This window comes from Yinghuangia seranimata (genome assembly GCF_029953285.1).
Classification (GTDB): domain Bacteria; phylum Actinomycetota; class Actinomycetes; order Streptomycetales; family Streptomycetaceae; genus Yinghuangia; species Yinghuangia seranimata.
The window spans coordinates 36,533-49,221 of the sequence record NZ_JASAOI010000059.1 but is presented as its reverse complement, the minus strand read 5'-3'; the positions used below and the strand labels follow the sequence as shown (position 1 = coordinate 49,221).

Annotated in this window: 13 protein-coding genes; 7 read left to right on the top strand and 6 right to left on the bottom strand. The window is 72.5% G+C overall.

Features of this window, described 5'->3' with window-relative positions; translation table 11 throughout:
• The first annotated feature begins 58 nt into the window (after positions 1–58).
• Positions 59–400, top strand: coding sequence for a hypothetical protein (locus QI554_RS34700; protein WP_281475961.1), 342 nt, complete (start codon positions 59–61; stop codon positions 398–400).
• Positions 401–419: 19 nt separating this feature from the next.
• Here the strand turns inward: QI554_RS34700 and QI554_RS34695 are convergent, their stop codons facing one another.
• Positions 420–1,844: a DUF2252 domain-containing protein gene (locus QI554_RS34695; protein WP_281475959.1), complete on the bottom strand. Its 1,425-nt coding sequence runs from the start codon at positions 1,842–1,844 to the stop codon at positions 420–422.
• A gap of 29 nt (positions 1,845–1,873) precedes the next feature.
• On the opposite strand from QI554_RS34695, the gene QI554_RS34690 reads away from it, so the two are divergent.
• The 4 genes from QI554_RS34690 to QI554_RS34675 all read left to right on the top strand — a co-directional run bounded on the left by QI554_RS34690 (position 1,874) and on the right by QI554_RS34675 (position 5,460).
• Positions 1,874–2,152, top strand: a complete 279-nt coding sequence (locus QI554_RS34690; protein ID WP_281475957.1) for an FAD-dependent oxidoreductase — start codon at positions 1,874–1,876, stop codon at positions 2,150–2,152.
• Between the two features lie 179 nt (positions 2,153–2,331).
• Positions 2,332–3,201: a CAP domain-containing protein gene (locus QI554_RS34685; RefSeq protein ID WP_281475955.1), complete on the top strand. Its 870-nt coding sequence runs from the start codon at positions 2,332–2,334 to the stop codon at positions 3,199–3,201.
• 83 nt (positions 3,202–3,284) lie between these two features.
• Positions 3,285–4,223 carry a LysR family transcriptional regulator gene (locus QI554_RS34680; protein WP_281475953.1) on the top strand — a complete coding sequence of 313 codons (939 nt, stop codon included), beginning with the start codon at positions 3,285–3,287 and terminating at the stop codon, positions 4,221–4,223.
• 97 nt (positions 4,224–4,320) lie between these two features.
• The gene (locus QI554_RS34675) at positions 4,321–5,460 is read left to right on the top strand and encodes an epoxide hydrolase family protein (RefSeq protein ID WP_281475951.1); all 1,140 of its coding nucleotides are present in this window, start codon (positions 4,321–4,323) and stop codon (positions 5,458–5,460) included.
• A gap of 63 nt (positions 5,461–5,523) precedes the next feature.
• Here the strand turns inward: QI554_RS34675 and QI554_RS34670 are convergent, their stop codons facing one another.
• From QI554_RS34670 to QI554_RS34655, 4 genes are all read right to left on the bottom strand, one after another.
• Positions 5,524–6,783, bottom strand: coding sequence for an MFS transporter (locus tag QI554_RS34670; protein WP_281475949.1), 1,260 nt, complete (start codon positions 6,781–6,783; stop codon positions 5,524–5,526).
• The gene (locus QI554_RS34665; RefSeq protein WP_281475947.1) at positions 6,780–8,195 is read right to left on the bottom strand and encodes a PLP-dependent cysteine synthase family protein; all 1,416 of its coding nucleotides are present in this window, start codon (positions 8,193–8,195) and stop codon (positions 6,780–6,782) included. Before QI554_RS34665 ends, QI554_RS34670 begins: the two co-directional genes overlap by 4 nt.
• A gap of 122 nt (positions 8,196–8,317) precedes the next feature.
• Positions 8,318–8,776: a hypothetical protein gene (locus QI554_RS34660; RefSeq protein ID WP_281475946.1), complete on the bottom strand. Its 459-nt coding sequence runs from the start codon at positions 8,774–8,776 to the stop codon at positions 8,318–8,320.
• A 251-nt stretch (positions 8,777–9,027) separates the two neighbouring features.
• The gene (locus tag QI554_RS34655; RefSeq protein ID WP_281475945.1) at positions 9,028–9,687 is read right to left on the bottom strand and encodes an MSMEG_1061 family FMN-dependent PPOX-type flavoprotein; all 660 of its coding nucleotides are present in this window, start codon (positions 9,685–9,687) and stop codon (positions 9,028–9,030) included.
• Positions 9,688–9,877: 190 nt separating this feature from the next.
• Here QI554_RS34655 and QI554_RS34650 point away from each other — a divergent pair, with 190 nt between their 5' ends.
• Complete coding sequence (locus QI554_RS34650; RefSeq protein WP_281475943.1) at positions 9,878–10,753, top strand: polysaccharide deacetylase family protein; 876 nt, start codon at positions 9,878–9,880, stop codon at positions 10,751–10,753.
• A 72-nt stretch (positions 10,754–10,825) separates the two neighbouring features.
• On the opposite strand, the gene QI554_RS34645 is transcribed toward QI554_RS34650, so the two are convergent.
• Entirely contained in the window at positions 10,826–11,626 is an 801-nt protein-coding gene (locus tag QI554_RS34645) for an alpha/beta fold hydrolase (RefSeq protein ID WP_281475941.1), read from the bottom strand.
• A 292-nt stretch (positions 11,627–11,918) separates the two neighbouring features.
• Between QI554_RS34645 and QI554_RS34640 the strand changes: the two genes are divergently transcribed.
• Positions 11,919–12,680 (top strand): hypothetical protein, encoded by a 762-nt coding sequence (locus QI554_RS34640; RefSeq protein ID WP_281475940.1) that lies wholly within the window; start codon positions 11,919–11,921, stop codon positions 12,678–12,680.
• The last annotated feature ends 9 nt before the right edge of the window (positions 12,681–12,689 follow it).

Here is a 12,689-nt window from a genome sequence, read left to right as displayed (position 1 = left end):
CGCGGCGGACCGTTCACCCCTGAGGGCGTCTAGCGCGGAGGCGATCCAGGGGCTGCCGATGCCGGCTGCGTTCGGCGATCCGCTGCTCTGGTGGCGACAGGTGCTCGACGACGAACGGATTCCCAGCACCACGATCACCTCGCCCACAGGCACGCCGAACGTGCTGCGGAAGGCGATGGCGGCGCCGGCGCTGCGCGCCGCCGCCGAAGCCGACTCGCTGCAGGCCGCGTTGGATGCCCTGCACGCCGCCGCCCACGGCAGCGGGTTCCGGACGCTGCTCGTCGACGTCCGGCAGGCCTGGCCCGCACTGGGCGACCCGCCGCTGCCTCCGGAAGGGCCGGTCCAACCGGGGGTGGCCTACGACCAGGCCGTCAACCTGGCGTGGATGGAGAGCTCCTGATCGGTCGTCATCGTCCCTCTCAGACGCCCTTCTCCGCCGGCAGCCTCCCGCTCGCGATCGCGTCCAGGAGCGCCTGGTGGTCGCGTTCGTTCTGGTCCGCGTAGCTCTCCGCGAACGTGGCGAGCGCGCGGTCGAAGGAGTCGCTGCTGCCGAGGTACGCCGCGATCGCGATGCGGTCCCCGGAACGGGCGTGTGCGCGGGCGAGGTTCGCGCCGCAGGCCTGGCCGAACTCGGCCAGTTCGCCCGGGTCCATGGTCTCCGGCGTGGCGATCCACTTCCAGTCACGCAACTGGCGTACGTAGAAGTCGCGTTGCTGGTTGTCGATGCCCTGCACGCGTTCGAAGCCGAGGAAGATGTCGCTCGCGGCCTGCATCATCCGCTGGCCCGCGACGACGCGTTCGCCCTGCTGGTCGTACTGGCTCGCGCCGCAGTAGGGCGCCAGGACCGAGGTGTCGGCCTCCTTGGCCTGGAGGAACAGTGGGTCCTGGTCGTCTCGGCCGAGGAGCAGGACGATCCAGCAGCGCGTCCCCACGCTGCCTACGCCGACGACCTTGCGGGCCATGTCGACCACGCGGAACTGGCCGAGCAGTTCACGCCGGTCGGACGGAATGCTCTGGCTGTACCGCGCGATCAGTTCGGTGATGCGGCCCGAGAGCTGCTCGGCGTCGTGGTCGGAGAGCAGTTCGCGGACGGGTTCGAGCAGCGGCGGGTCGGAGGCGATGCGGCGGCGGCCGTCCACGACCTCGGTGAGCTTCTCGAACACCTGGAGGTTGTCGCGGCGTCGGGCCTTCTCGGCGGCCTTGGTGACGCGCTCGCGTTCGCGCTTGCCGAGTTTGCGCAGCATCAGCTGCTGCAGGCGGTCCAGGTCGATCTGCGAGTACCAGACGTCCAGGTTCGGCATGCCCGCGAAGCGCGCCATCCACTCGCGGTACGCCTTCACCGTGGACCGCACGATCGTGCCGCGCTCGCCGTCGTCGAAGCCGTTGGCGCGGCCGGCGATGACGAGGCTCGCGCTGAGCCGCTTGACGTCCCACTCCCACGGCCCCGGCAGCGTCTCGTCGAAGTCGTTGATGTCGAACAGCAGGTGGCGTTCCGGCGATCCCAGCAGCCGGAAGTTCAACAGGTGCGCGTCGCCGCACAGTTGGGCGCGGATCCCCGATTGCGGGGTATGCGACAGGTCGCCCGCCATGATGGCCGCCGCCCCGCGGTAGAACCGGAACGGCGACTCGGTCATCCGGCCGTACCGGAGCGGCACGAGCTCCTGGACGCGCCGCGCCGACTGCTCCTCGAGCACGTCCACCGGATCGAACCGGTCACGCGGCGCCTGGTACTCGGCGTGGCTCGAGCGCGGCACCGCCTTGCGCGCGGCGCGACCGCGCGCGGCTCGCTCGTCGGGCGTCGGGTGCGCATCGATGCCGATGCCGGCCGTCGGTGTCGCTGCCATGCCAGGCCCTCCCTGCTGGGGACTCCTCAATGATCGACCAGCATGGCGGACCTTTGCGACATTTCGCGCGATTTCACGACCATGACCGGCCCGTGGCGCGGACCCAGGCGTCCGTCCGGCGCACCGGGCAGACCCCAGCGTCGACTACTAGTCGCCGCGGCCGGGGGCGGGCCAGGGGTCGACGAGCTCGGCCGACTTCGCGGGTCCGCCATGTGGTGATCGTCGGCGGCGGGTTCGTCGGATGCGAACTCGCCTGCACCGCGCGGGAGCACGGCATGGACGTCACGCTCGTGCTCCCCAGCGCGTGACGCTCGCCTGCCACCGTCGGGCACGAGCCACCCGGCCTGCCGACGTCACGCGCACAGCCGACGTCACGCGGGCCCGACGGCAGGTGAGTGCGCGATCTTGTGTTATCCCGCTTCGGCTCGCAGGTCTCCTGTATGTCGGCCTGCTCCGGGTCGACGGTTCAGCGAAGGGCTGGAACAGCGTGGGCAACCGGAACGGAACGGCACCCGGACGGCGCAGGGCGCGCGGCGGGCGGCACGGGCAGGGCACGCACGGCGGGCACCGACGACGGGCGCGGCGGGGGCGGTGGTCCCGGGTCTGGGTCGTCGGCGCGGTCCTGGCCGTCGTCGGTGCGGCGGTCGCGGTCGGCGGCATCGTCTCCGGCGGCTCTCCCCGAGCCGGCGGCGGGCGCCCAGGGGTCGGCGCGTCCGGAGCGGCGGCAGACCCCCTGGCGGCCCGGCAGTTCGACGTGGCGCCCGGCGGCACGTCCGCCTCGCAACAAGCCCCCGAGCACCCGATACCGAGCCCTTCCGCAAGCTCGACGGCTTCCGCCCCGTCCACGGCCGACGCGACGCCCGCCGCGTCGCCGACTCCGACCGCGCAACCGACCAGCGCCCGTCCGTCGGCCACGACGCGGACTCCCACGACGGCCGCGCCGCATACGAATCCTCCGGCCACGGGACCGGCGAGCACCTTCGCGGCCGAGGTCCTTCGGCTGACCAACGTGGAGCGCGCCAAGGCCGGGTGCGGGCCGCTGACCGACAACGCCCGGCTGGACGCGGCCGCGAAGGGCCTCAGCGACGACATGGCGGCGCGCAACTTCTTCGATCACACCGACCCGGACGGGCACGACCCCGGCGACCGCATCACCGCGGCCGGGTACAACTGGAGCAGCTACGGCGAGAACATCGCGCGAGGTCAGCAGACCCCCGCCGCCGTGATGGACGCCTGGATGAACAGCCCCGGTCACCGCGCCAACATCCTGAGGTGCAGCTACACGGAGCTCGGCGTGGGCATCAACACGAGCCCGGGTGGCCCGTGGTGGACGCAGGACTTCGGCGCGCCGGCCTGATCCGCCAGGGATGCCCGCGGTCGGTCGTGGACCATCACGCACAGGGTCTTGGCTGGATCTGCACGTCCTCGTAGCGTGGCCGGATGTTGGAGATGCGGGAGATCGAGGCGTTCCTCAGTGTCGCGGAGGAGCTGCATTTCGGTCGTGCGGCCCAGCGGCTGCGGCTGTCCACGTCGCGTGTCAGCGTTCTCGTGCGCGCCGTGGAGCGCCGTGCGGGCGCACAGTTGTTCGAACGCAGCAGCCGCGTGGTCAGGCTGACGCCGCAGGGGGCGCAACTGTACGCAGGTCTGCGCGCCGCCTATGTGCAGATCGAGCGGGTCCTGGACGACGTCCGGCGGGCGGGCGGCCACGGCGGCGTCCTCCGCGTCGGCTTCGCCACCACGCTGCCGCAGCGGCTGAGGACCGAGCTGATCAGCACGTTCGAGAGCCGCTACCCCGACTGCCGGGTCGTCGCCTCCAGCCTGCCGACGCCCGACCTGTTCCGGTGGATCGGCAAGGAATGGCCCGTCGCCGCCTTCGTGACCTGGATGCCCGTCGCGTCCGTGCCGCTCGCGCCGCCGCTCCACATCGGCCCGGTCGTCCACCGTGTGCAGCGCGCCGTCCTGCTCGGGGCCGGGCATCCGCTCGCGGGCAAGGACTCGGTCGACATCGACGACCTTGCGGCAGGCGGACATCCGGTGATCTACCCCGAGCTGCCGCCGTGGTTGGGCGGGTCCTGGACGCCGGGCGCGACACCCGCGGGTCAGCCGCTGACCCTGCGGCGGATGCCCGCACCGTATGTCGAGGACGTCCTTCGCCTCGTCGCCGACGGCGAGCTGGCGCACCTGACGTTCGCGTCGCTCCTGGAGGTGCACGACCGTCCGGGCGTCGTGCTCACCCCGCTGACCGGGCTGCCGCCGATGCCCATCCGCACGGTCTGGGCGCCGGGTCCGCACGAGCATCTCGCGGAGGCGTTCGCGGACCACGCGGGTCGCGCCGCGCCGGCGGAGTGGCTCGGGGACCCGTCGCCGACCCCGGCGTGACGCGGCGGCCGGCCGCCGACAGATCGTTGCGCGGAACGGGACGATCGTTGTGCATTTCCGCGTTGATGCAGGCCAGAGGCTGCGCGACGCTGGCCGCATGACCGAGATCAAGCGTTTCCAGATCGACATCCCGCAAGCCGACCTCGACGATCTCCGCGACCGCCTGGCCCGCACCCGCTGGACCCACGAGCTCCCGAGCGACCCCGACGCCGCGCCGACCGGTCCGGTGCAGCCCGGCTGGGAGCGCGGTGTCCCGCTGTCCTACGTCAAGGACCTCGTCGAGCGCTGGCGCACCACGTACGACTGGCGCGAACACGAGGCGAGGCTCAACGAGTACCCGCACTTCGTCACCGAGATCGACGGGCAGAACATCCACTTCGTGCACGTCCGGTCCCCGCACGAGGACGCGACGCCGCTGATCCTCACCCACGGCTGGCCCAACACGTTCGTCGAGTACGTCGGCCTGGTGGACGCCCTGACCAATCCGGCCGACCCCGCCGACGCCTTCCACGTCGTCATCCCCGACCTGCCCGGATTCGGCTTCTCGGGCCCGACCCGCGAGGCGGGCTGGAACCGCCACCGCATCGCCGCCGCCTGGGCCGAGCTGATGCGACGGCTCGACTACGAGCGCTACGGCGTACACGGCAACGACGCGGGCGCGTACGTCGCCCCCGAGCAGGGCCGGCAGAACCCGGACGACGTCATCGGCGTCCACGTCAACCAGCTCTTCTCCTTCCCGGTAGGCGCGCCCGGGGAATTCGACGGGCTGAGCGAGCAGGAGCTCGGGATGCTCCAGTTCCTGCAGTCCTTCAACGCCGAGATGTCCGCGTTCGCCGAACTCCAGGCGACCAAGCCGCAGAACCTCGCGCACGCGCTCGCCGACTCCCCGGCCGGCCAACTCGCGTGGATCGGCCAGCTGCTCGGCACGTCCGTGGAGCCGGACACCCTGTTGACCATCGCCACGATTTACTGGTTCACCAACACCGGCGGCTCCTCGGCACAGCTCTACTACGAGGACCGGCACACCGAGCACCCTGCCGAGCCGACGACCGCCCCGACCGCGCTGGCGAGCTTCGCCTACGACTTCCGACCGGTCCGCACGTTCGCCGAACGCGACCACGCGAACGTCGTCTCCTGGAACGAGTTCGACCGCGGCAGCCACTGGGCGGCCCACGACGCCCCGGACCTGCTGGTCGGCGACCTTCGGCAGTTCTTCCGCGGACTGCGCAAGGGCTGAGGCCCGGGGTGTCCCGGGCCCGGCCGCGCAGGGCAGGCGGCCCTGTGCGGCCGGGGCATCCGGTCAGACCCCGGCCGGCTCTTCGGCCGCGGCACGCGGCGCGGGACTCAGGCCTCCGCCTGCGGCCAACACCCGGACGGCCAGCGCGCATCCGGCGCCGGTGGACGCGAGGACCGCCCACACCAGCCAGAGCGCACCGTGGTCGCCCGCCCAGTCCCACAGCGCACCGCAGACCAGGTTGCCGAGGGTGATGCCCACGCCGGAGACGGTGTTGTACAGCCCGTAGTGGCTGGCCACCAGCCGGCCCCGGGCGAGCGTCACCACCGTGTCCATCTCGAACGGGTAGACCACCGCGCCGCCGACGGCCAGAAGCGCGACGGTGGCGAACAGCGCGGCCGCCACCAGCCTCCGATCGTCCGGAGGCGTGCACGCGAGCGGGACGAACGCCGCCCCCATCGCGGCCAGACCCAGCACGACGGCCTGCGACGGCGTGCACCGCCGCTTCGCCCACCCGGTGAGTCGCAGCTGGCCGACGACCGCGACACCTGCCGAGACCACGAACAGGCCGCTGGTGACGGTGCTCCCGCTGTTCCCGAACGCCGTTCCCGCCGCCAGCGGCAGGGTGAGGTAGACCTGGAACGTCAGGACGTACGAGCCGATCATCGCGACGGAGAAGAGCACGAACGGCCGGTTGCCCGCGACGACACGCCATTGGGCGAGCACCCCGGTCTCCCGGTCCGCCGCGGCCGCTCGCCCGGAGGGCAGCGCTCGGGCCTGGAGGAGGGTCAGTCCGGCGAACACCGCGGCCGATGCGGCGCAGACCACCGTGAAGTCGGCGGCCAGCAGCGCGAGTCCGACGAGTGGCCCGAGGAGCATCCCGGCCTGGTAGTAGACGTTGAACGCGGCGAACGCCTCGACCCTGCGCTCCCCGGCCTCGGCGGCCAGGTAGGCCCGGACGGCCGGGTTGAACAGCGCCCCGGCGAACCCGGTGGCCGCGGACGCCACCACCAGCGCGGGCAGCGACTCGGCCAGCCCGAGCAGCGCGAATCCGGCGGTGCGGAGCAGGCAGCCGGCCATGATCAGCGTCTTGTAGCCGTAGCGGTCGGCGAGGGTGCCTCCGACCAGGAACATGCCCTGCTGGGAGAGGTTCCGCACGCCCAGGACCAGCCCGACCGCCCATGCGGCCAGTCCCAGCGGGCCCGCGAGTTGGGCGGCGAGATAGGGCATGAGCATGTAGAACGCCAGGTTGATGGCGAACTGATTCACCATCAGCACCTGGGCGGCGGGCGGGAACGAGCGCGTGGTGCGCCACAGGTTCGTCATCGTGCCGTCCCGACGAAGCGCACGTCACCGGTGGCCGTGCAGGTCGCGCGGCGGTCCGGTTCGTCGCGGTCGGCGACGCCCGGGCCCGCGTCGCCGTCCGGGCCCGCGTCGCCGTCCGGGTCCGCATCGCCGTTTGGGTCCGCATCGCCGTTTGGGTCCGCATCGCCGTCCGGCGCGGCGCGTCGGGCGAGCGGGTCGACAACGGTGGTGCAGCGCGTCCAACGGGTGACCACGTCGTCGGCGGGATGCCCGATCTCGTGCGGGTCGTCGGCGGGCGGACGGTCCAACAGGTCGCGTTCACGGCACCAGTGGTCGTCGAAGATCGTGGAGACGTAGCGCTGGGGACCGTCGGGGAAGACCGCGACGACCCGCTGCTCGGCCGGGCCGGTGCGGGCCAGCCAGCGCGCGACGAGGGCGACCGCGCCGACGCTCCAGCCGCCGGTGGCGTACTGGTCGCGGGCCAGTGACCGCGCCGCCCACACCGCCTCGGGCGCGGCGACCCAGTGCACTTCGTCGAAGAGCGCGTAGTCGACGTTGCCGGGGAAGATGCTCGACCCGAGGCCGCGCATCAGCCGGGTCGTGGCGGGCTGTCCGAAGATCGTCGAGCCGCAGGAGTCCACACCGACGATCCGCAGGTGCGGGTGCACGGCACGCAACACGTGCCCGACGCCGGCCGAGTGGCCGCCCGTTCCGACCGAGACCACCAGGGTGTCGATCCGGCCGAGCTGGGCGACCAGTTCGTGGGCCAGCGGCCGGTATGCGGCGGTGTTGTCGGGGTTGTTGTACTGGTCGGGGCACCACGATCCCGGGTGCGCGGCCAGGAGTTCGCCGACCCGGTCGCGGCGCGCCTGCTGCCAGCCGCCGACCGGGTGCGGCGCCTCGACCAGATGGAGGTCCGCGCCGTAGGCGGCCAACAGCCCGGCCATCTGCGGCTCCATGCCGGGATCCGTGACCACGCTCACCGGGTGCCCGTGGACGACGCCGGCGAGGGCCAGCCCGAGCCCGAGCGTGCCCGAGGTCGACTCCACGATCCGCGCCCCGGGTGCCAAGTCACCGCGCAGCCGCGCCTGTTCGACCATGTGGAGGGCGGTGCGGTCTTTGATGCCGCCGGGGTTGTGGCCTTCGAGCTTGGCCCAGAAGCCGCGGTCCGGCGGGCTGAACGGGGACCCGATCCACAGCACGGGCGTGTCCCCGACCAGACCCGCGGGCGACGACGCGGGGCGGGCGCCGCAGGACAGCACCTGCGCGGCGGGCGCGGACTGCTGACCCGCGGGAGACGGGCCGGGCCGCGCGGCCGCGCGGCTCCTGGCGGCGCGGTCCGCCGGGTGGCGCAGCGACGGGGCGCCGGCTGTGTGAGTGAGCGGGGCGTGTGTGATGGGGGGCTGACTGCGGGTGTTGCGCGACGAAGGCATGGCAGCGTCTTCCTGCGGCCGGCCGCAGGTGAGCGGGGCCGCGTGAGGAGTGCGGAGGGTGGACGCGGGGCCGTCCGCGCCCGGCACCTGGCGAACAGGCGGGCGCGGGGCGGCGGTCCCGGTCAGGTCCGCCAGACTCCGAGCAGCGCGCGGGGCCCGACCAGCGTGCCTGCGACGAATGATGACGGGGCGTCACGTCCCGCGGAGGGTGCTGCCGCACAGGGGACGTCGGCCGCAGGACAGGCCGGCGCCTCGGCGCAGACGGTCGAGCCGGCCACGGCACGGTCACCGGCCTGCGCGCACGGGTGGCCGCATCCGGCCTCGTCGTCACCGCCGTGCGGTGCGGCGGCGCGCGGCTCGTCGACGAGGACGGCCGCGGCGACAGCGACGGCGGTCTGCTGCGGCCCGCCTGAGGTGGGGTTCGTGTCCGGAACGGCGCGGACCGGAGTCGCGCAGGACGGGGTGGCCCGTGCGAAGCCCTGCGCGGTCGCGTCCACGTTGGCCGTGGAGTCCGGCCACGCTGCGTGGGCGCAGGCCAGTGCGTGCACGGCGATCAGCAGGGCGAGTGCGATCAGCGCCACACCCGGCACACGCCGGCTCGATGCCGCAGCCCCACACCTCATGTCGCCGACAGTAATCGATCAAACACCGACTGCTTGCACCCATGGAGGACCCTGAGAGCCAGTAGGGCCGGTGACTCCAGTCGGCTAGGCCCCGTTTTGCCGCTTGTTGAGGCGGGCAGGCGCGGGGCCTCGCGGCGCGCCGACGTCACGCGACGGTTCGCCGCTTCGAGTGATTTCCGGCGCCGGTTCGACGATCGCCGGTCGGCGCTTTACTCGTACCGGTACTTCAGCGAATCCGCTTCCGCCTGCTCGATGTCGGCGATCGTCAGGTCCGGCATCCGCAGCTGGGCCAGCGTCACTTCGGCCGAGGTCGGCTGGGCGTCCGCCGGCAGCCACTGCTCCGGCTTCCAGGCCCCGCTGCGCAGGAGCGACTTGGGGCAGTGCGGGTAGACCTCCTCGATCCCGACCACCAGCGCACTGGCCGGCGGCTTGCCCACGGCGGTCAGCTGCGACAGCAGCTCCGGACGGGTGGAGACGCAGGCGCGGCCGTTCACCCGCAGCGTCGTGGTGCGCCCCGGGATGACGAACAGCAGCCCGGCCCGCCCGGTGGCCACGACGTTCTGAAGGGTGTCCAAGCGCTTGTTGCCGGTCGCGTCCGGTATCGCCACCGTTCGCGCGTCCAACACCGCCACGAACCCGGCCGGGCCGCCGCGCGGTGACACGTCACAGTTGCCCTCGGCATCCGTGCTCGCGACCAGCACCAGCGACGAGCAGGCGATCAACTGGCGCGTCTGCTCCGTGAGTTCGGTCATCTGCTTGCGCACGGCCGCGGCGCCGGGGAGTTCGTAGGCCCGACGCAGTCCTTCCAGGTCGCGCACGGCGTCGAGACGGAGAGAGTCGAAGGCACTGCCGACAAGGGAAGACGTCATGCCCCGACCCTAAACGGGCCGCCCTGCCACCGATCTTGGCGGGGGGCTGCGCGGACAAGTCCTGACCATCAGCGGACCATCAGCCGATCGGAAGGGGGCGGCGGCACTGTTGGCGATGTCGGCGGGAGAGACCGCCGGAACACCGACACCGCGGCCGGATCCCCCGGCTGCCCGCCGAAGGAGCGTCACCGTGCAGAACCGCCTCTACGACTACAGCCCCATCGTCGACCGTGCCCCGATCACCTGGCCCGAGGGCAACCGCGTGGCCTTCTACGTCGGCCTCAACATCGAGCACTTCGAACTCGGCAAGCCGTCGACCAGCATCAACCAGGGCACCGCAGGGCTGACGCCCGACCCGCTGAACCACGGCTGGCGCGACTACGGGCCCCGGGTCGGAATCTGGCGCATGATCGAGGTCTTCGACCGGTACGGCATTCGCCCGAGCGCGCTGCTCAACTCCGACGTCGCCGAGCAGTACCCGCAGATCATCGAGGCCGGCCTGGCCCGCAACTGGGCATGGCTCGCCCACGGCAAGAACAACTCCATCGTCCAGGCCGAGGTCGAGGCGGACGAAGAGGCCTACCTCGCCGACGTCGTCACGACCATCGAGAAGGCCACCGGGCAGCGCCCGCGCGGCTGGATGGGCCCGGCGCTCAGCGAGACCTTCCGCACCCCGGAACTGCTCAAGGAGCTCGGCCTGGACTACGTGCTCGACTGGACGGCCGACGACCAGCCGTTCCGGCTGAACGTGCCGGGCATGCTCAGCGTCCCCTACACCCTTGAGCTCAACGACCTCGGCATCTTCACCGCGCACTCGGTCAGCGGTCCGGACTTCGTGCAGATCGTGAAGGACCAGGTCGACCAGCTGTGGGCGGACTCCGAGCACAGCGGCCGGGTCATGTCGCTGGCGCTGCACCCCTTCGTAACGGGCCAGGCGTTCCGTACGAAGTACCTCGACCAGGCGCTGGAGTACGTGGTGAACCACCCCGGCGTGTGGACCACGACAACCGACGAGATCGCGGCACACTACACAGCGACCACAGCGGCCGAGGCACAGGGCAGCTAGCGGCTTCCGGGGCGTCCGACCCCTCCACGCGCGCGTGACCTGACGGGCCCGGCCGCCACCGCGGCCGGGCCCTCAGCGAGGCTGCGGTCCCGCGGCGGCCAGCGCGTCCACCACGAGCTCCGCGACCCGTCGCGGCTCCTCGTTGGGGAGGAAGTAGCTGGTGCCGGGGATCGTGACCACCGTCGCGTGCGGGCAGGCCTCCAACGTGCGCCGCTCGTCCGCGGTGAGCGCGCCGTCGCCCTTCTCCGCGTGCGCGACCCACACCGGCACTCCGGCCGCACACAGGCGCGCGGCCGCCTGCTGATGCCCGACGAGGTGGTCCAGGTAGCCGCGGAGGATCCGGCGCACCGTGTGCGGATCGTTGCTCCGCAGGTCGCGGAGCAGCTCGGCCCGGCGCTCGGGCGGCACCCGCATGCCTTTCGAGGCCGGGCCCATGAGCTTCAGCAGCGCGGCGGCGGGAAGCGGGCCGAGGACGTCGCCCAGCCGGCAGACGGCCCGGAAGAAGGCGGGTTCGTCCGCGGGCGACATGCTGCTGCCCAGCAACACGGTCGGGCCGGTGAACGCGCCGGTAGCGACCATCTCGAGCGCGACCGTGGCCCCCATGCTGAATCCCACCGCCACGTCGCACGCCTGCTCCTCGGCCAGCCGGGCGGTGTGCCGGACCAGGGTGCCGATCGTGAAGTCCTCCGGCGGCGCCGTCCCGCAGTGTCCCGGCAGGGTCGCGGCGACCAGGCGGGTACCGGCGAGCGCGGGCTCGGCCATCACCTCGGCGTACGACCGGGCGGGGATCAGCCCACCGGGGAGCAGCAGCACGGTCTGCTGGGCGTCGGCCGGCCCCGAGACGAGCAGGTCCCAGGGGACCATGACGTCCATGGGGTGTCCTCTCGCAGGCCGACACACTGGGCCGATGCCCGGACTACCCGGGATGCCCGGACTGCCCCGGGTGACCGGATCGGCCCCTCCTCCCATCGTGACGTGATCGCACTCGCCGGGCCACCCACGCAACAGCTGGTGGGGCCGTGACAAGTGCTCCCGCGCGGCGTTGGTCAGTCCAAGCGTTCCCTGCGGGGCCCGCTCCCTCGACGAAAGGCACAGCGTGTCGGATGCGTTTTCGGCTGCGCGCGACGTCAGGCACCTCCGCGACCCGCGCGGTGTGGCGTCGGCCGTGGATTTCCTGGCGGCGGGCGGCGTGGTCGCCCACGGCTTCGCCAACTTCTACGCCATGACGTCCCGGCCCGAACGCGAGGCCGTTCGGGCGATGAACACCCTGAAGGGGCGCCCGGCCGATCAGGTGGGCAGCCTGAGCGTTCCACCGGCCCGGATCGCATCGGTGTTCGACTGGTCGCGCCTCCCGACGGCCGTCACCCGCGACCGCGTCCTGGCGCTTGCGGACCTGCTCTTCACGCGAGGCCCGTTCGGGCTGCGCGGACCCGCCGCCGCCCACGTCCCCGAGCACCTCACCGACCCGGACCAAGGGATGCGCACCACCCAGGTCATCGCGCCGGGCTACGCCTGCCCGTCGAACTCCTTCGTCGCCCAAGCGCTCGCGGCCACCGGCTGCGCGTTCCTGGCCATCACCTCCGCCAACCGCTCACGCCACCGCACCGGAACCGCGGAGGAGCCCGCCCACTGGCAAGCCGCTCCCCTGCGAACCGAGTTCACTGCGGAACCCGGGTGGATGCTCCTCGAACACGACGACGAGGAAGCCGCCCGCGACCTCTTCCCGGCACACCGCCCCATGTCCACCACCGTGCTCGCGTTCCACACCACGACGCCCTCCCGCGACGATCCCCGGCCGTGCCTCACCGTGCAACGCCAGGGATCACTCCCCCTGGACCTCGTACGCGAACTGGCCGGGCAGGCCGGCTTCTCCGTCGCCCTCCATCCCCACGCCGGCACCGCCACCCAACGCAGCTACCCCGCATAGCGCGCCGAG

Coding starts and splice junctions, on each gene's coding strand:
- QI554_RS34670 (WP_281475949.1), bottom strand. CDS start 6,783: ATGACGAACCTGTGGCGCACCACGCGCTCGTTCCCGCCCGCCGCCCAG.
- QI554_RS34690 (WP_281475957.1), top strand. CDS start 1,874: ATGATCGACCAGCATGGCGGACCTTTGCGACATTTCGCGCGATTTCAC.
- QI554_RS34675 (WP_281475951.1), top strand. CDS start 4,321: ATGACCGAGATCAAGCGTTTCCAGATCGACATCCCGCAAGCCGACCTC.
- QI554_RS34665 (WP_281475947.1), bottom strand. CDS start 8,195: ATGCCTTCGTCGCGCAACACCCGCAGTCAGCCCCCCATCACACACGCC.
- QI554_RS34695 (WP_281475959.1), bottom strand. CDS start 1,844: ATGGCAGCGACACCGACGGCCGGCATCGGCATCGATGCGCACCCGACG.
- QI554_RS34680 (WP_281475953.1), top strand. CDS start 3,285: ATGTTGGAGATGCGGGAGATCGAGGCGTTCCTCAGTGTCGCGGAGGAG.
- QI554_RS34655 (WP_281475945.1), bottom strand. CDS start 9,687: ATGACGTCTTCCCTTGTCGGCAGTGCCTTCGACTCTCTCCGTCTCGAC.
- QI554_RS34645 (WP_281475941.1), bottom strand. CDS start 11,626: ATGGACGTCATGGTCCCCTGGGACCTGCTCGTCTCGGGGCCGGCCGAC.
- QI554_RS34700 (WP_281475961.1), top strand. CDS start 59: ATGCCGGCTGCGTTCGGCGATCCGCTGCTCTGGTGGCGACAGGTGCTC.